The 23,226-nt window shown below is 67.3% G+C and carries 24 protein-coding genes; 18 read left to right on the top strand and 6 right to left on the bottom strand.

Going from position 1 to position 23,226, the window contains the following annotated elements:
* From rplB to RBT42_RS07110, 12 genes are all read left to right on the top strand, one after another.
* Window positions 1–825, top strand: coding sequence for a 50S ribosomal protein L2 (gene rplB / locus RBT42_RS07165; RefSeq protein ID WP_320363558.1), 825 nt, complete (start codon window positions 1–3; stop codon window positions 823–825).
* Between the two features lie 13 nt (window positions 826–838).
* Window positions 839–1,114, top strand: coding sequence for a 30S ribosomal protein S19 (rpsS, locus tag RBT42_RS07160; protein ID WP_290728966.1), 276 nt, complete (start codon window positions 839–841; stop codon window positions 1,112–1,114).
* A 12-nt stretch (window positions 1,115–1,126) separates the two neighbouring features.
* Entirely contained in the window at window positions 1,127–1,456 is a 330-nt protein-coding gene (gene rplV, locus RBT42_RS07155) for a 50S ribosomal protein L22 (protein ID WP_290641308.1), read from the top strand.
* Between the two features lie 13 nt (window positions 1,457–1,469).
* Window positions 1,470–2,315 carry a 30S ribosomal protein S3 gene (gene rpsC, locus RBT42_RS07150; RefSeq protein WP_320363552.1) on the top strand — a complete coding sequence of 282 codons (846 nt, stop codon included), beginning with the start codon at window positions 1,470–1,472 and terminating at the stop codon, window positions 2,313–2,315.
* 2 nt (window positions 2,316–2,317) lie between these two features.
* The gene (gene rplP, locus RBT42_RS07145) at window positions 2,318–2,734 is read left to right on the top strand and encodes a 50S ribosomal protein L16 (protein WP_306567047.1); all 417 of its coding nucleotides are present in this window, start codon (window positions 2,318–2,320) and stop codon (window positions 2,732–2,734) included.
* 21 nt (window positions 2,735–2,755) lie between these two features.
* A complete protein-coding gene (rpmC, locus tag RBT42_RS07140) occupies window positions 2,756–2,956 on the top strand; it encodes a 50S ribosomal protein L29 (RefSeq protein WP_290641303.1) in 201 nt (66 codons plus the stop codon).
* Entirely contained in the window at window positions 2,953–3,222 is a 270-nt protein-coding gene (rpsQ, locus tag RBT42_RS07135; RefSeq protein ID WP_320363549.1) for a 30S ribosomal protein S17, read from the top strand. Before rpmC ends, rpsQ begins: the two co-directional genes overlap by 4 nt.
* A gap of 125 nt (window positions 3,223–3,347) precedes the next feature.
* The gene (locus RBT42_RS07130; protein WP_320363548.1) at window positions 3,348–3,854 is read left to right on the top strand and encodes a peroxiredoxin; all 507 of its coding nucleotides are present in this window, start codon (window positions 3,348–3,350) and stop codon (window positions 3,852–3,854) included.
* Window positions 3,855–4,064: 210 nt separating this feature from the next.
* Window positions 4,065–5,426, top strand: a complete 1,362-nt coding sequence (locus RBT42_RS07125; RefSeq protein ID WP_413785867.1) for an NAD(P)-dependent oxidoreductase — start codon at window positions 4,065–4,067, stop codon at window positions 5,424–5,426.
* A gap of 2 nt (window positions 5,427–5,428) precedes the next feature.
* Window positions 5,429–6,730: an NAD-dependent dihydropyrimidine dehydrogenase subunit PreA gene (gene preA, locus RBT42_RS07120; protein ID WP_320363547.1), complete on the top strand. Its 1,302-nt coding sequence runs from the start codon at window positions 5,429–5,431 to the stop codon at window positions 6,728–6,730.
* Window positions 6,731–6,757: 27 nt separating this feature from the next.
* Window positions 6,758–8,224, top strand: coding sequence for a dihydropyrimidinase (gene hydA, locus RBT42_RS07115; protein WP_320363546.1), 1,467 nt, complete (start codon window positions 6,758–6,760; stop codon window positions 8,222–8,224).
* A 24-nt stretch (window positions 8,225–8,248) separates the two neighbouring features.
* Window positions 8,249–9,511, top strand: a complete 1,263-nt coding sequence (locus RBT42_RS07110; protein WP_320363544.1) for a Zn-dependent hydrolase — start codon at window positions 8,249–8,251, stop codon at window positions 9,509–9,511.
* Window positions 9,512–9,553: 42 nt separating this feature from the next.
* Here the strand turns inward: RBT42_RS07110 and RBT42_RS07105 are convergent, their stop codons facing one another.
* The 6 genes from RBT42_RS07105 to RBT42_RS07080 all read right to left on the bottom strand — a co-directional run bounded on the left by RBT42_RS07105 (window position 9,554) and on the right by RBT42_RS07080 (window position 15,842).
* Window positions 9,554–10,180 (bottom strand): TetR/AcrR family transcriptional regulator, encoded by a 627-nt coding sequence (locus RBT42_RS07105; protein WP_320363542.1) that lies wholly within the window; start codon window positions 10,178–10,180, stop codon window positions 9,554–9,556.
* A 4-nt stretch (window positions 10,181–10,184) separates the two neighbouring features.
* Window positions 10,185–11,192, bottom strand: a complete 1,008-nt coding sequence (locus RBT42_RS07100; RefSeq protein WP_320363540.1) for an ABC transporter substrate-binding protein — start codon at window positions 11,190–11,192, stop codon at window positions 10,185–10,187.
* 34 nt (window positions 11,193–11,226) lie between these two features.
* On the bottom strand, window positions 11,227–12,396 hold the full coding sequence (locus tag RBT42_RS07095; protein WP_320363538.1) for an ABC transporter permease: 1,170 nt from the start codon (window positions 12,394–12,396) through the stop codon (window positions 11,227–11,229).
* A gap of 10 nt (window positions 12,397–12,406) precedes the next feature.
* Window positions 12,407–13,324: an ABC transporter permease gene (locus tag RBT42_RS07090; RefSeq protein WP_320363535.1), complete on the bottom strand. Its 918-nt coding sequence runs from the start codon at window positions 13,322–13,324 to the stop codon at window positions 12,407–12,409.
* Between the two features lie 10 nt (window positions 13,325–13,334).
* On the bottom strand, window positions 13,335–14,147 hold the full coding sequence (locus RBT42_RS07085) for an ABC transporter ATP-binding protein (protein WP_320363533.1): 813 nt from the start codon (window positions 14,145–14,147) through the stop codon (window positions 13,335–13,337).
* A 153-nt stretch (window positions 14,148–14,300) separates the two neighbouring features.
* On the bottom strand, window positions 14,301–15,842 hold the full coding sequence (locus RBT42_RS07080) for a PLP-dependent aminotransferase family protein (protein WP_320363531.1): 1,542 nt from the start codon (window positions 15,840–15,842) through the stop codon (window positions 14,301–14,303).
* 139 nt (window positions 15,843–15,981) lie between these two features.
* Here RBT42_RS07080 and ald point away from each other — a divergent pair, with 139 nt between their 5' ends.
* From ald to RBT42_RS07050, 6 genes are all read left to right on the top strand, one after another.
* Entirely contained in the window at window positions 15,982–17,097 is a 1,116-nt protein-coding gene (ald, locus tag RBT42_RS07075) for an alanine dehydrogenase (protein ID WP_320363529.1), read from the top strand.
* A gap of 60 nt (window positions 17,098–17,157) precedes the next feature.
* The gene (locus RBT42_RS07070; RefSeq protein WP_320363526.1) at window positions 17,158–18,522 is read left to right on the top strand and encodes an aspartate aminotransferase family protein; all 1,365 of its coding nucleotides are present in this window, start codon (window positions 17,158–17,160) and stop codon (window positions 18,520–18,522) included.
* Window positions 18,523–18,589: 67 nt separating this feature from the next.
* Complete coding sequence (locus tag RBT42_RS07065) at window positions 18,590–20,083, top strand: CoA-acylating methylmalonate-semialdehyde dehydrogenase (protein WP_320363524.1); 1,494 nt, start codon at window positions 18,590–18,592, stop codon at window positions 20,081–20,083.
* Window positions 20,084–20,365: 282 nt separating this feature from the next.
* Window positions 20,366–21,484 carry a 3-deoxy-7-phosphoheptulonate synthase gene (locus tag RBT42_RS07060; protein WP_320363522.1) on the top strand — a complete coding sequence of 373 codons (1,119 nt, stop codon included), beginning with the start codon at window positions 20,366–20,368 and terminating at the stop codon, window positions 21,482–21,484.
* Window positions 21,485–21,606: 122 nt separating this feature from the next.
* The gene (locus RBT42_RS07055; RefSeq protein ID WP_320363520.1) at window positions 21,607–22,299 is read left to right on the top strand and encodes a response regulator transcription factor; all 693 of its coding nucleotides are present in this window, start codon (window positions 21,607–21,609) and stop codon (window positions 22,297–22,299) included.
* Window positions 22,296–23,226, top strand: a 931-nt coding sequence (locus RBT42_RS07050) for a histidine kinase dimerization/phospho-acceptor domain-containing protein (protein ID WP_320363517.1), incomplete at its 3' end; no start/stop codon positions are given. The genes RBT42_RS07055 and RBT42_RS07050, both read left to right, overlap by 4 nt.

Below are 23,226 nucleotides of genomic sequence, written 5' to 3'. Positions count from 1 at the left end.
ATGGCCGTCGTTAAACTGAAACCGACTTCGCCTGGCCGTCGTGGCGTGGTGAAGGTGGTGCACAAGCACCTGCACAAGGGCGCGCCTCACGCTGCGCTGTTGGAGCCGCAGATCCAGAATGCTGGCCGTAACAACAACGGTCACATCACGATCCGTCACAAGGGCGGTGGTCACAAGCACCACTACCGCGTGGTCGACTTCATCCGCAACAAGGATGGCATCCCCGCGAAGGTCGAGCGCATTGAATACGACCCGAACCGCACGGCTCACATCGCTCTGGTGTGCTATGCCGACGGCGAACGTCGCTACATCATCGCTCCCCGTGGCCTGGAAGCTGGCGCCACCGTGATCAGCGGCTCTGAAGCCCCGATCAAGGCCGGCAACACGCTGCCCATCCGCAACATCCCCGTGGGCTCGACCATCCACAACATCGAACTGAAGCCTGGCAAGGGCGGTCAGATCGCTCGTTCGGCTGGTACGTCCGCTGTTCTGATGGCCCGTGAAGGCACCTACGCTCAGGTTCGCCTGCGCTCGGGTGAAGTCCGCAAGGTCCACATCGAATGCCGCGCCACCCTGGGTGAAGTGAGCAACGAAGAGCACAGCCTGCGTCAATACGGTAAGGCCGGTGCCATCCGCTGGAAGGGTATCCGCCCGACCGTGCGTGGCGTCGCCATGAACCCGGTGGATCACCCGCACGGTGGCGGCGAAGGTCGCACTGGTGAAGGTCAGGTCCCTGTCTCGCCATGGAACACCATGACGAAGGGTTACCGTACCCGTAACAACAAGCGCACGCAGACCTTCATTGTGTCGCGTCGCAAGAAATAAGAGGTAGGCTGAAATGGCTCGTTCTCTTAAAAAGGGTCCGTTCGTTGACCATCACCTGCTGGCCAAGGTCGAGAAGGCTGTCGAAACCAAAGACAAGAAGCCCGTCAAGACCTGGTCGCGTCGTTCGACCATCCTGCCTGAGTTCATTGGCCTGACGATTGCTGTGCACAACGGCAAGCAACACGTGCCCGTGTACATCCAGGACCAGATGGTTGGTCACAAGCTCGGCGAGTTCGCCCTGACCCGTACGTTCAAGGGTCACCCAGGCGACAAGAAAGCCAAGAAATAAGGAGCAGCGACGATGGAAACGAAAGCAATCGTGCGCGGTGTTCGCCTGTCTTGCGACAAGGGTCGTCTGGTCGCTGACCTGATCCGTGGCAAGAAGGTGGACCAAGCCCTGAACATCCTGGAGTTCACCCAGAAGAAGGCTGCCGGCATCATCAAGAAGGCTCTGGAGTCGGCAATCGCCAACGCCGAGCACAACGACGGTGCTGACATCGACGAACTGAAGGTCAAGACCATTTATGTGGAGCAAGGCACCACGTTGAAGCGTTTCACCGCCCGCGCAAAGGGCCGTGGCAACCGCATCAGCAAGCCGACCTGCCACATCTATGTGACCGTGGGCAACTAAGCAGAGGCTGATCATGGGACAGAAAATCCACCCAACCGGCTTCCGCCTGGCCGTCACCCGTAACTGGGCATCGCGTTGGTACGCTACCAATCGCAACTTTGCCTCGATGCTGGCTGAAGACCTGGAAGTCCGCGAATTCCTGAAGAAAAAGCTGAAGAACGCGGCTGTGTCGCGTATCTTGATCGAGCGTCCCGCCAAGAGCGCACGCATCACCATTTTCTCGGCTCGTCCGGGCGTGGTGATCGGCAAGAAGGGCGAAGACATCGAAAACCTGAAGCTAGAACTGGCCAAGCGTCTGAATTGCCCGGTTTCGGTGAACATCGAAGAAGTGCGCAAGCCTGAAGTCGATGCTCAACTGATCGCCGATTCGATCACGCAGCAGCTGGAAAAGCGCATCATGTTCCGTCGCGCCATGAAGCGTGCGATGCAGAACGCCATGCGTCTGGGCGCCCAAGGCATCAAGATCATGTCGGCCGGTCGTCTGAACGGCATCGAAATCGCACGTACCGAGTGGTACCGCGAAGGTCGCGTGCCCCTTCACACCCTGAAGGCTGACATCGACTACGGCACCTCCGAAGCTCACACCACCTACGGTGTGATCGGCGTGAAGGTGTGGGTCTACCGCGGTGACCGCCTGGCCAATGGCGAGGCTCCCGTGCTCAAGGGTGACGATCGTGAAGACGACCGTCGCAACCGTCGCGGCCCCCGTAGCGATCGCCCTGGCGACCGTCGTGGTCCCCGTGGCGCTGGCCGCCCCCGTGCTGATGGCGCTCCCGCCGACGGCAGCGACAAGCCTGCTGTCGCCGCTGACGCCAAGCGCGTTCGCAAGGCTCCCGTCGCCGAAGCGAAAGGAGAATAAACATGTTGCAACCTAATCGTCGCAAGTTCCGCAAGGAACACAAAGGCCGTAACACGGGTGTTGCCACCCGCGGTGCCGATGTGTCCTTCGGCGATTTCGGCCTGAAGGCCACTGAGCGTGGTCGCATCACGGCTCGTCAGATCGAAGCTGCACGTCGTGCGATTTCCCGTCACGTCAAGCGTGGTGGTCGCATCTTCATCCGCATCTTCCCCGACAAGCCGATCTCGAACAAGCCTGCCGAAGTCCGTATGGGTAACGGTAAGGGTAACGTTGAGTACTACGTGGCTGAAATTCAGCCGGGTAAGGTCCTCTACGAAATCCAGGGCGTGTCCGAAGCACTCGCTCGTGAGGCGTTCACGCTGGCTGCTGCAAAGCTGCCGCTGAGCACCACCTTCGTCGGCCGTCAGTTCGGCATCTAATCAGGCGCTAAGGAGAAAGTTATGGCGAAAGCCTCTGAACTGCGCGCCAAGGATGTGGCCGCACTGGAAACCGAAATCAAGGACCTGCTGAAGTCGCACTTCAACCTGCGCATGCAGCGTGCCACCCAGCAGCTCAATGATCACTCGGCTCTGAAGAAGACCCGTCGCGACATTGCACGTGTCAAGACGATTCTGACCGAGAAGAAAGGAGCCGCCCAATGACGGAAGCTCAAACCAAAGTGACCCGTACCTTCGTGGGTAAGGTGGTCAGCGATGCCCGCGCCAAGACCGTGACGGTGTTGGTCGAGCGTCGTGCCAAGCACGAGCTGTACGGCAAGATTGTGGCCAAGTCGCGCAAGTATCACGCTCACGACGAGAACAATGAGTTCAAGATCGGTGACGTGGTCGAGATCAGCGAAAGCCGCCCTCTGTCCAAGACCAAGAGCTGGGTCGTGACCCGTCTGGTCCAGAAGGCTGAGCTGGTCTGATCTTCGTGATCTGATCGCCACGCCGTCACCGGGGTTTCCGCCCCGGTGTCGCTGCCGAAAACCGGTTGTCCAGTGATACTGGCAGCCGGTTTTTTTATTGTCTGATTGATTCTCAGGAGAGACGCATGATCAAAGTGGGTGACAAGCTGCCGGGCGGCACGTTGTTCGAGTACATCGATGTGGCGACCGAAGGTTGCAGCCTCGGCCCCAACCCGGTGGACGTGGCCAAGGCCACCGCCGGCAAGACCATCGCCATCTTTGGCGTGCCTGGGGCGTTCACACCGACTTGCTCGGTGCAGCACGCGCCGGGCTACATCGCCTCGGCCGACGCGTTCAAGGCCGCGGGTGTGGACGAGATCTGGTGCGTGGCGGTGAACGATGCCTTCGTGATGGGCGCCTGGGGCCGTGAGCTGCAGGCTGCCGGCAAGGTGCGCATGCTGGCCGACGGCAGCGCCGAGTTCACCAAGGCCACCGGTCTGGTGCTGGACCTGAGCGCCAAGGGTCTGGGCCTGCGTTCGGGCCGCTTCTCGATGCTGGTCAAGGACGGCGTGGTGACGCAGCTCAATGACGAGCAAGGCGGTGGCTATGCCGTGAGCGATGCCGCGACCTTGCTGAAGCAGATCCAGGGTTGATGAATCTGGGGCCGGATGCGCCGGGATGGCGCGTGTGGCCCGGTTCATGCCCCGAGGGCGTGCCGGTGGTGAACACCGGCGCGCCCTTTTTCTTGGGCCTTGCACCGTGGGTGTGCGCTGGCGAGCGACAAAGCGCTGGCACGGTTTAAGCATACGGGTTCTGCACAAACCTGACCATTTGGTCAGATTGTCGAGCAAGGAGAACCCACCGTGTCCGAGAGTCCCTTCCACGATGTCCAGCCGGGGCGTCTGCCCACGGCGGCGTATGCGCAGCGGCTGCAGGCGGCCGAGACGCCCGCTTTGACGCCCATGCAGGCGGTGATCGAAGCCGAGCGCTGTCTGTATTGCTTCGATGCGCCGTGTCAGACGGCCTGCCCTACCGGCATCGATGTGCCGAGCTTCATCCACCGCATCGCCGATGGGAATGTGCGTGGGGCGGCGCAGGCGATTTTGTCGGCCAACCCGTTGGGTGGCATGTGCGCGCGGGTGTGTCCGACCGAAGAGCTGTGCGAGGCCGTGTGTGTGCGGCAGACGCAGCAAGGCAAGGCGGTGGAGATCGGGCGGCTGCAGCGTTACGCGGTGGACGCGGTGATGCAGGAAGGCGCTGCACCGGTGTTCACACGGGCGCCGGACACCGGGCGCAAGGCGGCGGTGGTGGGCGCCGGCCCGGCGGGCCTGGCCTGTGCGCACACCTTGGCGGTGCAAGGCCATGCGGTGACGCTGATCGACGCCCACGACAAGCTGGGTGGGCTCAATGAGTATGGTCTGGCCAGCTACAAGACCGCGGGCGACTTCGCGCAGCGCGAGATCGCCTGGTTGTTGAGCGTGGGCGGGATCACGGTGCAGACGGGGGTGCGCATCGAAACGGTCGCGCAGTTGCAGGCCTTGTCGGACACGCACGATGCCGTGTTCCTGGGCGTGGGCCTGGGGGACGTGCGTCAACTGGGCCTGGCCGGCGAGGAGAGCCTGGCCGGGGTGGAAGACGCGGTGGACTTCATTGCGCGCCTGCGTCAATCGTCAGATTGGGCCACGCTGCCGATCGGCCGGCGTGTGCTGGTGATTGGCGGCGGCATGACAGCGGTGGACGCCGCGGTGCAGGCCAAGCTCCTGGGCGCCGAGGAGGTGAGCATCGTGTACCGGCGTGGGCCGGAGGCGATGTCGGCGTCGCAGGTGGAGCAGGCCTGGGCGCAGACGAACGGCGTGACGATCCGCCATGGCCTGGCGCCGGAAGCCCTGCTGGGCGAAAGCGGCGCGGTGTGCGGTGTGCGTTTTGCTGGTCAACGGGACCTGGGCGACGGACGCTGGGGACCGAGCGGGGAGCATGTGACGCTGCCGGCCGACATGGTGCTCAAGGCGATTGGCCAGCGCCTGGAGGAGGCGCCCTGGACGACGTCGGGCTTGTTCTTGCGCGATGGCCGGATCGTGGTCGATGCGCAGGGGCGCACGTCGCTGCCGGGCGTCTGGGCGGGCGGCGATGCCTGCACGGGCGGGCGCGACCTGACGGTTGAAGCGGTTGAGGCGGGCAAGCAGGCCGCCTTGGGCATCCACGCATCCTTCCAAGCGGAGTCTTGATCATGGCCGATCTGCGCAGCAATTTCGTGGGCATTCACAGCCCCAACCCTTTCTGGCTGGCCTCGGCGCCGCCGACCGACAAGGCCACCAATGTGATCCGCGCATTCGAGGCGGGCTGGGGCGGCGTGGTGTGGAAGACGCTGGGTGAAGACCCGCCAGTGGTCAACGTGAACGGGCCACGCTACAGCACGCTGCTGTCGCCGGATCGCAAGGTGCTGGGGTTCAACAACATCGAGCTGATTTCGGACCGGCCTTTGGCGCTGAACCTGGCCGAGATCACGCAGGTGAAGAAGGACTGGCCGGACCGGGCGATGGTGGTGTCGCTGATGGTGCCGTGCAACGAGGCCTCGTGGCGCGCCATCCTGCCGCGGGTGGAGGACACCGGGGCCGATGGCATCGAGCTGAACTTCGGGTGCCCGCATGGCATGAGCGAGCGCGGCATGGGGGCGGCCGTGGGTCAGGTGCCCGAGTACATCGAGATGGTGACGGCGTGGTGCAAGCAGTACAGCCGCCTGCCGGTGATCGTGAAGCTGACGCCCAACATCGCCGACATCCGCCAGCCCTCGCAGGCGGCCAAGCGCGGCGGGGCCGATGCGGTGTCGCTGATCAACACGATCAACTCCATCATGGGGGTGGATCCGGCGACCTTGACGATGGTGCCGAGCACGGCGGGCATGGGCTCGCACGGGGGCTACTGCGGGCCGGCGGTCAAGCCGATCGCGCTGAACATGGTCGCGGAGATCGCGCGCACGGCGGAGACCCGCGGGTTGCCGATCTCGGGCATCGGCGGGGTGAGCACGTGGCGCGATGCGCTGGACTTCATCGCGCTGGGCGCGGGCACGGTGCAGGTGTGCACGGCGGCGATGGTGCATGGCTTCAAGATCGTGGAGGACCTGTGCAGTGGCCTGTCGAACTACATGGACGAGATGGGCTTTCAGACGCTGGACGAGCTGGTGGGGCGTGCGGTGCCGACGGTGACGGACTGGAAGTTCCTCAACCTGAACCATGTCTCCAAGGCGGTGATCGACCAGGACAAGTGCATCAGCTGCGGGCGTTGCCATGTGGTTTGCGAAGACACCTCGCACCAGGCGATCACGGCGATGAAAGACGGCGTGCGCCACTTCGAAGTCAAAGAAGAGGAGTGCGTGGGCTGCAATCTGTGCGTGTCGGTGTGTCCGGTCGAGGAGTGCATCACCTTGCGTCACTTGGTGCCCGGTGAGGTGGACCTGCGCACGGGTGAGCCGGTGCCGGCCGAGCCGCGCAACTGGCTGGCGCATCCGAACAACCCGATGGCGACCGTTTGAGGCGGCTCCGTCCGCAAGGAGAGTGCGATGACGACAGCAAAGCAGCCGGCGGTGTGGATCCGTGGTGGCACAGTGGTCAATGCCGATGGGGAGCGCACGGCCGATGTGCTGTGCGTGGACGGGGTGATCGCGGCGGTGGGCGAGGACCTGGACGTGCCCGTGGGCGCCGAGGTGATCGACGCGGGCGGGCAGTATGTGATGCCGGGCGGGATCGACCCCCACACGCACATGCAGCTGCCCTTCATGGGCACTGTGACGGCCGATGACTTTTTCACCGGGACCGCGGCCGGGCTGGCGGGGGGCACGACGAGCATCATCGACTTCGTGATTCCCGACCCGAAGCAGCCCTTGATGGACGCTTACCGCACGTGGCGGGGCTGGGCCGACAAGGCGGCGGCGGACTATGGCTTTCACGTGGCGATCACGTGGTGGGACGAGTCGGTGCGGCGGGACATGGGCGCGCTGGTGCAGGACGAGGGCGTGAACAGCTTCAAGCATTTCATGGCCTACAAGAACGCCATCATGGCCGACGACGAGACGCTGGTGAACAGCTTCCGGCGGGCGCTGGAGCTGGGGGCGATGCCCACGGTGCATGCGGAAAACGGCGAGCTGGTGTTCCTGCTGCAGCAGGAGATGAAGGCGCAGGGGCTGACCGGGCCGGAGGCGCACCCGCTGTCACGCCCGCCGGCGGTGGAGGCCGAGGCGGCGCAGCGCGCGATCGCGATCGCCGATGTGCTCAATGTGCCGATCTATGTGGTGCATGTGTCGTGTGCGGAGTCGACCGAGGCGATTGCGCGGGCGCGGGCGCGGGGGCAGCGGGTGTATGGCGAGGTGCTGGCCGGGCACCTGGTGATCGACGACAGCGTGTACCGGCATCCGGACTTCAATGTGGCAGCGGCGCATGTGATGAGCCCGCCGTTTCGTGCGCCCGAGCACCAGGCGGCCTTGTGGCGCGGCTTGCAGGCGGGGCATTTGCACACCACGGCGACGGACCACTGCACCTTCTGTGCGGCCCAGAAGGCCATGGGGCGGCTGGACTTCAGCAAGATCCCCAATGGCACGGGCGGGGTGGAGGAGCGCCTTAGCGTGATCTGGGATGCCGGGGTCAACACGGGGCGCTTGACGCCGTCGGAGTTCGTGGCCGTCACCTCGGCCAATGCGGCCAAGCTGTTCAACCTGTACCCGCGCAAGGGTTGCGTGGCGGTGGGCGCGGATGCCGACCTCGTGGTGTGGGACCCGGCGGCCAGCAAGACGCTGTCGGTGGCGACCCAGCACTCGAAGGGCGACTTCAACATCTTCGAAGGGCGTACGGTGCGCGGGGTGCCGACGCACACGCTCAGTGGTGGGCGCCTGGCCTATGTGCGGGGCGATTTGCGCGCCGAGCCCCGCCAGGGGCGCTATGTGAAGCGACCGGCGTTTGGGCCGGTGTTCGATGCCTTGTCACGCAAGGCGGCGCTGGCGGCACCGCAAGCGGTAGCGCGCATCACGATCTGAACGGGAGTCAGCAAGATGCACAGCATGAACACGACAAGCAGCGCTGACCTGAGCGGGGTGCGGGTGAATGGGGCCCGCCTGTGGGCCTCGTTGATGCGTCTGGCAGAGATCGGCGCGACGCCCAAGGGCGGCGTGTGCCGGCTGGCCTTGACCGAGCTGGACCGCCAGGGGCGGGATCTGGTGGTGGGCTGGGCCCGCGAGGCCGGCATGACGGTGACGGTGGACCAGATCGGCAATGTCTTCATGCGGCGGGCGGGGCGCAACAACGCCCTGCCCCCGATCATGACGGGCAGCCACATCGACACGCAGCCAACGGGTGGCAAGTTCGATGGCAACTACGGGGTGCTGGCGGGCCTGGAGGTGGTGCGCACGCTCAATGACCTGGGGCTGGAGACCGAGGCGCCGATCGAGGTGGCGTTCTGGACCAACGAGGAAGGCTCACGCTTTGTGCCGGTGATGATGGGCTCGGGCGTGTTCGCCAAGGCCTTCTCGCTGGAACATGCCTATGCCGCGCAGGACACCGAAGGCCACACCGTGAAAGACGAGCTGGCCCGCATCGGCTACATCGGGGCGGAGGTGCCAGGGCAGCATCCGGTGGGGGCTTACTTCGAGGCCCACATCGAGCAGGGGCCGGTGCTGGAGGACCATGGCATCACCATTGGCGTGGTGGAGGCGGTGCTGGGCATCCGCTGGTACGACTGCACGGTGACGGGCATGGAGGCGCATGCCGGTCCGACCCCGATGGGGCTGCGTCAGGATGCCTTGCAGGTGGCCACGCGCATCATGCAGGAGGTGGTGGCCGTCGCCATGGACCACCAGCCGCACGGCCGCGGCACGGTGGGCATGGTGCAGGTGCACCCCAACAGCCGCAACGTGATCCCGGGGCGGGTGAAGTTTTCGATGGACCTGCGCAATGTCAGCAACGAGCTGCTGGACCAGATGGACGCGGAGATCCGCGCCTTTGCGGCGGCGGTGGCCGAAGAGAGCGGGCTGCGCGTGGAGATCGAGGAGGTCTCGCATTACCCGGCCGTGCCCTTCGAGGCGGGTTGCGTGGCGGCGGTGCGGCGGGCGACGCAGGCGCTGGGCTACTCGCACATGCCCTGCGTGTCCGGGGCCGGGCATGATGCGGTGTACGTGGCCCGTTTGGCGCCGGCCGGCATGATCTTTGTGCCCTGCAAGGACGGCATCAGCCACAACGAGATCGAGGATGCCCAGCCTGCCCACCTTGAAGCCGGCTGCAACGTGCTGCTGCACGCGATGCTGGACCGCGCGGGCGTGGTGGGATGAGCGGGCGCCCTGGCGTGGTGTGAACGTGAGCGCGGTGGCGGCTCAGAGGCCGCAGCCGCGCAGGATCAGGCTGGTGACGTGCGCGGTGGCGCGCGGCGTGTCGGTGGCCGGGTTGGGCTCGGTGCCGAGCACGGCGTGGATCTGCACGTCGAAGTCGGCATAGGTCTGGGTGGCCGCCCAGATGGTGAAAAAGAGGTGGACGCTGTCCACCGGGGCCATGCGCCCGGCGGCGATCCAGCCGTCGATGACGGCGGCTTTGGCCAGCACCTGTTGGCGCAGGTCGGTTCGCAGCAGGTCGAGCACGACGGGCGCGCCATGCAGCAGTTCGTTGGCGAACACGCGGGAGGCGTGGGGGCGCTCGGCGGCCAGGGCCATCTTCAGCTCGATGTAATGGCACAGCGCCGTGCGCGGATCGGCTTCGGGCGTGATGGCATCGAGCGGGGCGAGCCAGTCGTGCAGCACCGCGTCGAGCACGGCGCGGTAGAGCGCGCGTTTGGCCCCGAAGTAGTAGTGCAGATTGGCCTTGGGCAGGCCGGCTTCGTCGGCGATGTCGGCCATGGTGGCCCCTTCGAAACCGGCGCGGGCAAAGACCCGCTCCGCAGCACGCAAGATCGCGGACTCGTTGACCTGTCGGGTCTGGCGTCGGGAGGTGGGCGTGCTGCGGTTCATGCCCTTATTTTGCCGCCTGCTCCCACACCAGGTGGGTCATGGCGGCCTTGCCGGGGTCCTTCTTGATGACGGGGGCGCTGCCGCCGGCCATCAGAACCTTGATGGTGCGCTCGTACGCGGCCGGGTCCAGGTAGCCCATCTTCGGGGTGTTGGCGTTGCTGATCAGCTTGGCCACGTTCTCCATCTGGCGGGTTTGCACGGCCAAGCTGGCACTGCCCGAGGTGTCGTTGGCCACGACGATCTTGGCGGCTTCGGCGGGGTTCTTCACGGCGTCGTTCCAGCCCTTGAAACTGGCCTTGAGGAACTTGGCCATCTTGGCCACAAAAGCCTTGTCACGCAGGTTGGGGCCGAGCACATACAGGCCGTCTTCCAGCGAGGCCACGCCCTGGTCCTGGTAGAAGAAGGTCACCAGGTCGGACTGCTTCACGCCCGCGTCCACCACCTGCCAGTACTCGTTGTAGATCATGGTGGAGATGCAGGCGGCCTGGTTCTGCAGCAGCGGGTCGACGTTGAAACCCTGCTTGAGCACGGTGATGTCCTTGCCCGGTTGCAGGCCCAGCTGGCTCATCCAGCTCAGGAAGGGGTATTCGTTGCCGCCGTACCAGACGCCCAGCGTCTTGCCCTTGAGGTCCTTGGGGCTGTTGACACCGCTGGCCTTCTTGCAGGTCAGCATCATTCCGGACTTGTCGAAGATCTGCGCGATGTTGACCAGGGGCACGCCGTTTTCACGGGCGGCCAGGGCATCGGGCATCCAGTTGACGATGACGTCGGCGGACTTGCCGGCGAGCACCTGCACGGGCGAGACATCGGTGCCGCCGGGCTTGATGGTCACGTCCAGCCCCGCCTCTTTGTAATAGCCCTTGGCCTGGGCGACGTAGTAGCCCGCAAACTGAGCCTGGGGCACCCACTTGAGCTGCACGGTGACCTTTTCGGCGGCGTCGGCCCCCACACTGAGGGCAGCGGCGGCCGCAACCAGGGCCAGCCGGAACGTGGAAGACAGAGGACGGTTCATTGAGAGCTCCTGTAGGACGAGGGGTGGGACAAAATCAGGCGGAACGCACCGAGGGGTGCCAGAAATTGACGCGTCGCTCCAGGCGGCTCAGGGCGCTGTAGGCGAGCATGCCGACCGCGCTGGCCACGACGATGGTGGCCCAGACCAGAGGCATGTTCATGCGCGAGGCTTCGGTGGAGATGCGAAAGCCCAGGCCCTGGGTGGGCGAGCCGAAGAACTCGGCCACGATGGCGCCGATCAGGGCCAGGGTGGCGTTGACCTTGAGGGCGTTGAAGATGAAGGGCAGCGCCACGGGCAGGCGCAGGTCGAGCAAGGTGCGGCGGTAGCTGGCGGCATACGAGTGCATCAGTTCGCGCTCGAGCTTGCCCGCCGCGCCCAGGCCGGCCAGGGTGCTGACCAGGGTTGGGAAGAAGGTCATCAGCACGATGACGGCGGCCTTGGAAGGCCAGTCGAAGCCGAACCACATCACCGCGATGGGGGCGATGCCGACCAGGGGGATGGTGCTGGTGAGTGAGGCCACCGGCAGCAGGCCGCGTTGCAGGAAGGGCAGTCGGTCGATGGCGATGCCGGTGAGCACGCCCAGGCCGCAGCCCAGCGCATAGCCGATCAGCACGGCCTTGCCGACGGTTTGTACTAGGTCGCCCCACAGGGTGGCGGCGTGCTCCCACAGGGCCAGCACGACGGCCGAGGGCGGGGGCAACAGCACGCGGGGCACGGCGAAGGCGGTGACCAGTTGCTCCCACAGCAGCAGCATCCACAGGCCGAACAGGCCGGCGGTGAGGGGCGCCAGCCAGCGTGGCAGCGAGAGCGCCGCGACGCGCTGGACGGTGACCACCGCCAGCAGCATCAGGGCCATCGTGGCCAGCCAGTAGGCGTGACTGGGCACACGGCTTTCGTCGGTGGGGGCGAGCACGATGAGGCCGAGCGCCCCGGCCAGGCTCAGGGCCGTGAGCACGGTGGTGTGGGTGCGCTGAGGTGTGGGGCGCAGGGCCAGAACAGCTGCGGCGAGCAGGCACAGTGCGGTGCCGAGTTGCAGGATCTGGTCAGAGACGCTGTCGGCTTGCCACCAGGCCCGGGGCTGCAGCACATAGTCACCCGGATCGACCATCAGGATGGCGAAGGGGCCGGACAGGCACAGCAGGGCCAGGGCGAACACGGCCAGCAAGGCGCCGGGGGCGGTGGAGGGAGCGGTGGGGCGGATCATGGGGTGAGCCTCAGAGCTTGGGACCGCGACCGCGCAGGACCGCACGCTCCAGCAGTCCGACCGCGGCGGTCAGCACCATGCCCAGCACGGCAGCCATCAACAGGGCGGACCAGATCTGCACGGTGTTGCCGTAGTAGGAGCTGGTGAGCAGGCGGGCGCCCAGGCCGGCTTGCGCGCCGGTGGGCAGCTCGGCCACGATGGCGCCCACCAGGCCCGCGGCGATGCCCACGCGCAAGGCCGGGAACAGATAGGGCAAGGCGGCGGGCAGGCGCAGCACCCACAGGGTCTGCATCCGCGTGGCAGCGTAGGTGTGCATCAGCTCCTGATCGAGGGTTTGCGGGGCGCGCAGGCCCTGCACCATGGCCACGGTGACCGGGAAGAAGCACAGGTACATGGCGATCACCGCCTTGGGCAGGACGCCGCTGAAGCCCAGGCTGCCCAGCACCACCAGCACGATGGGAGCGATGGCCAGCACCGGCACGGTCTGCGAGGCCACGATCCAGGGCAGCACGGCGCGCTCCAGAGTGGGCGCATGCACGATGAGCACCGCCAGCAGCAGGCCCAGGGCCGTGCCCAGCACAAAGCCCAGCAAGGTGGCTTCGGCGGTGACGCGGGTGTGCAGCAGCAGGTTGCGCGGATCGTCCAGCGGCCAGTCCCGCAGGCTGTGCCAGATGTCGAGCGCGATCTGGTGCGGCGCGGGCAGCACAGCGCGTTGCTGGTGCCACGTGGCCCAGATCAGGTCGCGCCAGCCCCAGGCGCCGGACGGCCCGCCCAGCACCCGTTCGATCACGCCACTGGCATTGAGCGCCACGCTCAGCGCGTACCAACCCAGCAGCAACACGGCCAGCACGACGCCCACGGGCAAGGCGCGTGCGACCGCCTGGCGCCAGCGTGACGGGGCGAGGGGTAAGGACGAGGCGAGCGCCATGCCGGGCTCCTCAGTGGTGGCCGTCGGCCAGGGCCTCACGCACCTCGTGCGCCAGGGCCATGAAGGCGGGGGTGTCGCGCAGGGCCAGGGTGCGCTCGGCGGGCAGTGGCGAGTCGATCACCTTGACGATGCGCCCGGGGCGCGGCGACATCACCACGATGCGGGTCGACAGGTACACGGCCTCGGCGATCGAGTGCGTGACGAACACGACGGTGCGCTGCTCGCGCTGCCACAGCTGTTGCAGCTGGGCATTCAGGTCGTCGCGGGTGATCTCATCCAGCGCCCCGAAGGGCTCGTCCATCATCAACAGTTTGGGCTCGAAACCCAGGGCGCGCGCGATCGACACCCGCTGCTGCATGCCGCCCGACAGCTGCCAGGGGTACTTCTGTTCGAACTGCGCCAGGCCCACACGGGCCAGCTGGGTGCGGGCGATCTCGCGGGCGACCTCGGGCGGGGTGCCTTGCAGCTCCAGCGGCAGCATCACGTTGGACAGCACGGTGCGCCAGGGCAGCAAGGCCGCAGCCTGGAAGACGTAGCCATAGGCGCGCGCCAGGCGGGCATCATGCGGGCTCAGCCCATTGACCCGGACGGTGCCCGAGGTGATGGGCTCCAGGTCGGCGATGACGCGCAGCAGCGTGGTCTTGCCGCAGCCCGAGGGGCCGATCAGCGAGATGAACTCGCCTTGGCGGATCTCCAGGTCCACCTCGTGCAAGGCCCGCACCGGGGCATCGGGCGCCGGGTAGACCACGCTGGCCTGCTGGATCTGCACGACGGGTCGGCCGAACACCGGCTGGTTGGCCGGGGGGGCCGTGGAGGCAAGCATCTCGGGCGCGTTCATGGGGCAGTGACCGGGAAGTTGACCGTGTGGTCAGGTTTGGATGCACAACCTCATGCGAGTTCTGTGCCAGACCCAAAGGGCCCAATCGGGCACTGTTTTGGGGCTGATCCGGGCCGAGCGCGGCGGAGAGGACCGCGATCAGGGATGGGGCAACTGCCGCGCGGCCCGCTGCAGAAACGCACGCAGACGTGGGTCGTCGGCGTGCGCCACGTTGAAGCGGAACCACGAGGTCGCGCGCGGCTCGAGCAGGAAGTAATCGCCCGGTGCCAGCGCGATGCCCTCGGTCAGCGCCGCCTGGGCCAGCGTGCGTGCCTGACGGTCGTGTTCGGTGACCACATGCGGGTCGTTGTCGGCACCCGCACCCGGCCAGCCCGCGCACACATACAGGCCGCTGTCGGGCAAGGCCAGGGGCTGCAGGCCGATGTCGGACAAGGCATCGACCACGCGCTCGCGGGCGGCGGCCAGTCGGTGGCGGATGCGCTCCAGATAGCGGCGGTGGGCCGGGTCGGCCAGCACCCGGGCGGCGGCGCGCTCGTTGATCTCGGACGTGGTCAGCCCGCAGGTCATCTTGATGCGCACCAGCGTCTGCACCAGCGCGGGCGGGCAGGCCACATAGCCCACGCGGATCGCTGGCGCGATCGTCTTTGAAAACCCACCCAGCACCAGCACGCGGTGCAGGCCGTCGAGCCCGGCCAGCGAGGGGGCGTGCGGCGCATCCAGATCCCGAAAGATGTCGTCTTCGATCACCCACAGGTCGTGCCGCTCGGCCAGGGCCAGCAGCTGGTGGGCTTGCCGCAGCGACAGCGTGGTCGACAAGGGGTTGTGCCCCACGGTGGTGACGAAGATGGCACGCGGGCGGTGCAGCTCGGCCAGGCGCGCCAGTTCGGCCAGGTCCAGCCCCGCCGCGGTGCGCGGCACACCGATGGGGCGCAGACCGTGGCAGCGCAGTTGCGCGTGCAGGTTCCAGTAACCGGGCTCCTCCACCAGCACGGCGTCGCCGGGTTGCAGCAGGCCCATCATCACCAGCTCGAAGCCGTGCGTCACACCGTGGGTCAGCACGATCTGGTCGGCGTTGACGGGGCCCAGGCGCTCGCTCAACTCGCCGGCCAGTTGCTGGCGCAGGCCCGCGTAGCCCAGCGGGTGGCCATAGCTGGCGAGGTGCTCCCCGGCAATGCGGGTGGCCTGGCGCAAGGCCGCGTGAAAGTCGTTTTCGCCATACCAGCTCAAGGGCAGCCAGCCGCATCCGGCGGCCAGCAGGTCGCGGCCTTGCGCGAACATGTTCAGGCTCAGCCAGTCGTCGCTGATGCGCGGTGACAGCGCCAGATCGGGGCTGGGCCGACGGGCGCTCAGGTGCGCCGACGCCACGTGGTAGCCCGCCCCCCGCCGCGCCGACAGCACCCGCCGCGACACCAGACCGGTGTAGGCCTCGGCCACCGTGAAGGTGCTGATGCCCAGTCGGGCCGCCAGCGCCCGCACCGAGGGCAGCCGACTGCCCGCGCGCAGCTCGCCCTGCTGCACGGCCTGCTCGATGGCCTGCGTCAGCTGTTGCACCAGGCTGGCCCCCGGGGCGCCGCGGAGTCGCTTCGCCGGACCGGAGGCCGCGCGGGCCGTCTGCAAGGTGCGTTGCAAGCCATCCAGCCAGGACGGGGAGGCCACAGAGAGGGGGGGAGAGGTGGACATGACTGTGCAGGCAAAAGGGGCTGTACGGTTGCCTCATCCAAGCAAGTCGTCTGCCAGCTTGCCGCTTTACCGTCTTGCCGCCGGCCGGGGGATGCGCCTACGATGGCTCCATCCCAACCCCCTTTGTGCGGAGTCGTTCATGCTGGTCGGTGTGCCCAAGGAGATCAAGGTGCAGGAGTTCCGCGTGGGCCTGGTGCCCGCGGCGGTGCGTGAGTTGGTGCACCACGGCCACGAGGTCTGGGTGGAGACGGGCGCCGGGTTGGGCATCGGGGCCAGCGACGCCGACTACCAGGCGGCGGGCGCCACCATCGCGCCGGATGCCGATGCCGTGTGGGCGCGTGCGCAACTGATCGTCAAGGTCAAGGAGCCGCAGGCCATCGAGCGCCAGCGCCTGCGCGCCGACCAGATCCTGTTCACCTACCTGCACCTGGCCCCGGACCCCGCCCAGACCCAGGACCTGATGGCCAGCGGCGCCACCTGCATCGCTTATGAGACCGTGACCTCACCCACCGGCGGCCTGCCCCTGCTCGCGCCGATGTCCGAGGTGGCGGGGCGCCTGTCGGTGCTGGCCGGAGCGCAAGCCCTGCAGCGTCACGCCGGTGGCAGCGGGGTGCTGCTGGGCGGGGTGCCCGGCGTGGCGCCGGCTCAGGTCGTGATCCTGGGCGGCGGCGTGGTCGGCATGCACGCGGCAGCCATGGCCCTGGGCCTGGGCGCGCAGGTCACCGTCATCGACCGCAACCTGGAGGTGCTGCGCCGGCTGTGGACCCAGTTCGGCCACGGCCTGCGCACCGCCTACGCCACCCGCGATGCCATCGAGCAGCACGCGGCCCAGGCCGACCTGCTCATCGGCGGCGTGCTGGTGCCCGGGGCGGCCGCCCCCAAGCTGATCACGCGCCAGATCGTCAGCCAGATGCGTGCCGGCTCGGTCATCGTGGACGTGGCCATCGACCAGGGTGGTTGTGCTGAAACCTCGCACCCGACCACCCACGATGCCCCGACCTTCGTGGTCGATGGCGTGGTGCATTACTGCGTGGCCAACATGCCCGGTGCCGTGCCGCGCACCTCGGCCTTTGCGCTGGGCCACGCCACCCTGCCCTTCGTGCTGGCGCTGGCCGACCACGGCCTGCAGGCCCTGCGCGACGACCCGCACCTGCGCCAGGGCCTCAATGTGCACCGGGGCCGCCTCACTCACCCCGGGGTGGCGCAGGCGCTGGACCGGGCTTACCTCGACCCGCTCGCCGCCTTGAGCTTGTGACGCCTGTGACGCCGGCCGCGCTGGCCCGAATGGACTCCTTTCTTTTGCTGGACTGTGCCCATGCCCTTTGACCCCGCCACCGAAACCGCCGACCCGGCCACCCTCGAAGGCCTGCCCTCGGCCTGGCTGCCCTTCACGCCCAACCGCTACTTCAAGCAGCACCCCAAGGTCGTCGTGGGCGCGCAAGGCGCCTACTACCAGACCTCGGACGGACGCCAGTTGTTCGACGCGCTCTCGGGCCTGTGGTGCTGCCCGCTGGGCCACGGTCATCCCAAGATCGTCGAAGCCTTGCGCAGCCAGGCCGCCACGCTGGACTACGCCCCTGCTTTCCAGGTGGCCCACCCCGGCTCGTTGAAGCTGGCCGGCCGCATCGCCGAGCTGGCCCCGGCTGGCCTCAACCGCGTGTTCTTCGCCAACTCCGGCTCCGAGTCGGTGGACACCGCCATCAAGATGGCCATCGGCTACCACCGCCTGCGCGGCGAGGGCGGGCGCTATCGCATCATCGGCCGCGAGCGCGGCTACCACGGCGTGGGCTTTGGTGGCATCTCGGCCGGCGGCATGGTCGCCAACCGCAAGATGTTCGGCAGTGTGATGCTGCCCGGCGTGGACCACCTGCCCCACACCTGGTCCCCCGCCCACATGGCCTTCTCCAAAGGTCAGCCGACCTGGGGTGCCCACCTCGCCGATGAGCTGGAACGCCTGGTGGCCCTGCACGATGCCAGCACCATCGCCGCCGTCATCGTCGAGCCGGTGCAAGGTTCCACCGGCGTGCTTGTGCCCCCCGTGGGCTACCTGCAAAAGCTGCGCGAGATCTGCACCCGCCATGGCATCTTGCTGATCTTCGACGAGGTCATCACCGGCTTCGGCCGCCTGGGCACCCCCTTCGGCGCCCAGCGCTTCGACGTCACGCCCGACCTCATCACCTTTGCCAAGGGCATCACCAACGGCACTGTGCCCATGGGCGGCGTCATCGCCAGCCAGGCCCTGTACGACACCTTCATGGGCGTGAACGCACCGGACTACGCGGTCGAGTTCATGCACGGCTACACCTACTCGGGCCACCCGCTGGCCGCCGCCGTGGGCCATGCCGTGCTCGACATCCTGCAGGCCGATGGCCTGATCGAACGCGCCGCCAGCCTGTCCACCGTGCTGGAAGACGGCCTGCACAGCCTGCACGGTGAGCCCGGCATCACCGACATCCGCAACTTCGGCTTCTGCGGTGCCATCGACCTCGCGCCCTGGGAGGGCCAGCCCGGCCGCCGCGCCATGACGGTGTTCGAGATGGCCATGCAGCAAGGCCTGCTGCTGCGCTTCACCGGCGACACCCTGGCCATGGGCCCGCCCTTCATCGCCACGCCCGACGAACTGCACCGCATGGTCGATGTGCTGCGCGACGTCGTGCGTCGCACCGCCCACCCCTGCTGAGCCCCCGCCGCATGACGCCCCATTTCCGCTGCGCTACCCTTTGACGATCCCCTCACCGAGTCTGACCATGTACCCTGTTCACCACCACATCGGCGGCCGCGTGCAGCCCACCACCTCCGGCCGCACCGCCGACATCTACAACCCCGCCCTGGGTCAGGTGCAAGGCCAGGTGGACCTGGGCACCCCCGCCGAGCTGGACCTCGCCGTCGTGGCCGCGCAGGCGGCGTTCCCGGCCTGGTCGGCCCAGCCGCCTCTGGCCCGTGCCCGTGTGATGTTCAAGTTCCTGGGCATCCTGCAACAGCGCAGCATCGAACTGGCCGAGCTCATCGTGCAAGAGCACGGCAAGACCCTGCCCGATGCGCTGGGCGAGGTGGCCCGCGCCATCGAGGTCGTCGAGTTCGCCACCGGCATCCCGCAGCTGATGAAGGGCGAGTTCACCGACCAGATCGCCCGCGGCATCGACGCCTGGTCCATGCGCCAGCCCCTGGGCGTGGTCGCCGGCATCACGCCGTTCAACTTCCCCGCCATGGTCCCGATGTGGATGTTCCCCATCGCGCTGGCCTGCGGCAACACCTTCATCCTCAAGCCCTCCGAGCGCGACCCGTCGCCGTCCCTGTTGATGGCCGAGTGGCTGAAGGAAGCCGGTCTGCCCGACGGCGTCTTCAACGTCGTGCAGGGGGACAAGGCCATCGTCGATGCCATCCTGGCTCATCCGGTGATCCAGGCGGTCAGCTTCGTCGGATCGACCCCGGTGGCCGAATACATCTACGCCGAAGGCGCCCGCCACGGCAAGCGTGTGCAGGCCCTGGGCGGTGCCAAGAACCACCTCGTGGTCATGCCGGACGCCGACGTCGGCCAGGCCGTGGACGCGCTGATCGGGGCGGCCTATGGCTCCGCCGGTGAGCGCTGCATGGCGATCTCGGTGGCCGTGGCCGTGGGCGAGGTGGCCGACACCCTGGTCGCCCAGTTGCGCGAGCGTGTGCAGGCGTTGAAAGTGGGAGAGGGTCACCAGCGTGACGCCGAGATGGGGCCGGTCATCACGCGCATGGCGCAGCAACGCATCGAAGGCCTGATCGGCCAGGGCATCGCTGAAGGGGCGCAGGCGGTGGTCGATGGGCGCGGCTTGCGCGTGCCCGGCCATGAAAACGGCTTCTTCGTGGGCGGCACCCTGCTCGACCACGTCACGCCCGACATGTGCGTGTACCGCGAAGAGATCTTCGGCCCCGTGCTGTGCGTGGTGCGCGTGCCCGACATCGCGGCCGCCGTGAAGCTCATCAACGACCATGAGTACGGCAACGGCGTCGCCGTCTACACCCGCGATGGCGGCATCGCCCGGGAGTTCGTGCGCCACATCCAGGTTGGCATGGTGGGCGTGAACGTGCCCCTGCCTGTGCCCATGGCCTTCAACAGTTTTGGCGGCTGGAAGCGCAGCCTGTTTGGCGACCACCACGCCTATGGCCCTGAAGGCGTGCGTTTCTACACCCGCCACAAGGCCGTGATGCAGCGCTGGCCCGACAGCATCGCGCGCGGGCCCGAGTTCGCGTTCCCGCAGATGACCTGAGCAGTGCGGTGGGGGGCCTGGGCCCGAGGCCATGGGCGCACCCCATGACCTTGATAGCCACGCTTCATCCGGCTTGCTTGTGAGCCCTGGGGGAGCGTGCTACATTTATACGCATGCAGATCGTGTCCCGCTTTTATTTTGGCTACTTTCATCTCCAGCCCCTCACCGGCGCAGGAGTGGACGCCTTTTAAGCGAGCCACACACGACCTGAAAACCGCCGGCTCACCCCGGCGGTTTTTTTTCGACATCTTCTGATCACCCCGACCCACAACAGGACGCCACATGACCGCCAAATCCAGCGCCGCAGCCGGCTGGGTCCCCCCCGCCGAGCGCACTTCTGAAACCGACGATGCCCGCATCACCAAAGTGACCACCCTGCCTCCGCCGGAAGCCCTGATCCGCTTCTTCCCCATCCGCGGCACGCCCGTGGAAAAGCTGGTGAGCGACACCCGCAAGGCCATCCGCAAGATCATCCACGGCAAGGATGACCGCATGCTGGTCATCATCGGCCCCTGCTCGATCCATGACCCGGCCGCGGCCATCGAATACAGCCGCAAGCTGCTGGCGCTGCGCGAGCAGTACGCCGACACGCTGGAAATCGTGATGCGCGTCTACTTCGAGAAGCCCCGCACCACCGTGGGCTGGAAGGGGCTGATCAACGACCCGTACATGGACGAGTCGTACAAGATCGACGAAGGCCTGCGCATGGCGCGCCAGCTGCTGCTGGAAATCAACCGCATGGGCATGCCCGCGGCCAGCGAATTCCTCGACGTGATTTCGCCCCAGTACATCGGTGACCTGATCTCTTGGGGTGCCATCGGTGCCCGTACCACCGAAAGCCAGATCCACCGCGAACTGGCCTCGGGCATCAGCGCCCCGATCGGCTTCAAGAACGGCACCGACGGCAACATCAAGATCGCCACCGACGCCATGCAATCGGCCTCGCGTCCGCACCACTTCCTGTCGGTCGCCAAGAACGGCCAGGTTGCCATCGTCGAAACGGCCGGCAACCCCGACTGCCACGTGATCCTGCGCGGCGGCAAGGCACCGAACTACGACGCCGACAGCGTGGCCGCGGCCTGCAAGGACCTGGAAGCCGCCAAGCTGCACCCGTCGCTGATGGTGGACTTCTCGCACGCCAACAGCTCCAAGCAGCACGAGCGTCAGGTCGTCGTGGCCAAGGACATTGCCGGCCAGGTCGCCGGGGGCTCCAAGAAGGTCTTCGGCGTCATGGTCGAAAGCCACCTGTGCGCCGGCGCCCAGAAGTTCACGCCGGGCAAGGACGATGCGTCCAAGCTGGCCTACGGTCAGTCCATCACCGATGCCTGCATCGGTTGGGATGACTCCGAAGAGGTGCTGAAGGTGCTGTCCGACGCCGTGAAGGCCCGTCGCGCCCGCTGACGCTGGCAGTTCTTGGCAGAGGAGCGTCCCTCTGATGGGGGGAAACAGGCCTGTTCGTGAGAGCAGGCCTGTTTCACATCGGCGCCGCGGGCGATACTGGATGACCGTCAAGCGTTCTGCCCATGAACCCCTCTGCGCCCTGTTTCCTGCTGGTGGATGACCACGCCCTGTTTCGCACCGGGCTGGGCATGATGCTGGCCGAACACTGGCCCGAGGCGGTCTTGCGACACGCCGGGGACTGGGCGCAGGCGCTGAGCAGCGCGCGGGCGCTGCGGCCGGCCCCGGACCTGGTCTTGCTCGACATCCAGCTGCCCGATGGCCACGGGCTCGACAACCTGGCCCAGTTGCAGGCCCTGTTGCCGGGCTGTCCGATCTTGTTGATGTCGGCCCAGGTCGATGCGGAGCGCCTGGATCAGGCGCGTCAACGGGGCGCCGCCGGCCTGGTGGCCAAGGTGGCCTCGGCCCGCGAGATCGTCGCGGCGGTACGGGGGGCCTTGGCGGGGGAAACCACGTTTGCCCTGTCTTCCCCGCTGCCGCGGCCCGAGCCCATCCGGGTGCTGGGGAGCGGCCCCTTGTCCGATGCGGCCCTGCAGGACCTGAACAACGAGGGCGTCGCCAGCGAGCCCACGCCGCGTCAGCGCGCCATCCTGTCCTACCTGGGCCGGGGCACGCCGAACCGCGCCATCGCCCGTCAACTGGGCCTGAGCGAGAACGAGGTCCGCGCGGAGGTGTCCTACCTCACCGAGCGCCTCAACGCGACCAGCAGGCAGCAGGCCTATGCCGAGGCCGTGACCCGAGGGTGGGTGGCCCCATGAAGGCCCTGGCCTGGCTGCGCGGCCCGGCCCTCTCACGTTCCGACACGCCGCGCTTGCTGGCGGCGCAGCTGGCGCTGGTCGACGGCAATGTGGGCACCTCCTTGCGCGCGTCCACGTTGGCCGCCTGGCTCACGGCCGGGGCGTTCTGGTTCACGTTGGCCGACAGCCGCGTCGTGCTGTGGGCCGTGTGGGCCACCCTCTTGTGTGCCGCGGGCTGTCTCGTCCACCGGCGTCTGCCGCGACCGGAGGGGCCCGATGGCGAGGCCACGGCCCGGCACTACCTGCGCGTCATGGGCTGGGTCTGCCTGGGTTTTGGCGGCACCTGGGGGGCCTTGCCCCTGCTGTTCATCGACCCGACACGGCCGGCATCGCTGCACATCGTGGTGGGGGTGATGGCGGGCCTGAGTTCGGCGGGCCTGTTGGTGTTTGCGCCGGTCTGGCGCCTGGCGCAGCGCTTCTGGCTCAGCTGCATGCTGCCGCTGCTGGTGGCCTTGCTGTGCCTGCAGGACCCGGTGATGACCTCGCTGGCCATCGGCGGCATGCTCTACCTGGTGGCCATGGCCCTGTATGCCCGCCAGACGGGGATGGCCGTGCGGCGGGCGCTGGCCTTGCGGCTGGACAACGAGGATCTGGTGCAGCGCCTGCGTGAGCAGAGCCAGCAGGCGCAGACGGCGCGCGAGCAGGCCGAGCAGGCGCAGCAGGCGGCTGAAGAGGCCGACCGCGCCAAAACCCTGTTCCTGGCCTCGGCCAGCCACGACCTGCGCCAGCCCCTGCATGCCGCCGGTCTGTTCCTGGGTTCGCTGGCCCGCTCCGGCCTCAATGCACGCCAGGCGCTGTTGCTCGAACATGCCAAGGCGTCGAATACCGCCGCCAGCGAGATGCTCAACACCCTGCTGGACTTCTCCAAGGTGGCCACGGGCATGGTGC

Source organism: Aquabacterium sp. (assembly GCF_034003525.1).
In the GTDB taxonomy this organism is placed as follows: domain Bacteria; phylum Pseudomonadota; class Gammaproteobacteria; order Burkholderiales; family Burkholderiaceae_C; genus Aquabacterium.
Note: the sequence above shows the minus strand (reverse complement) of the source record. Positions and strands in the feature narration are given on the sequence as shown.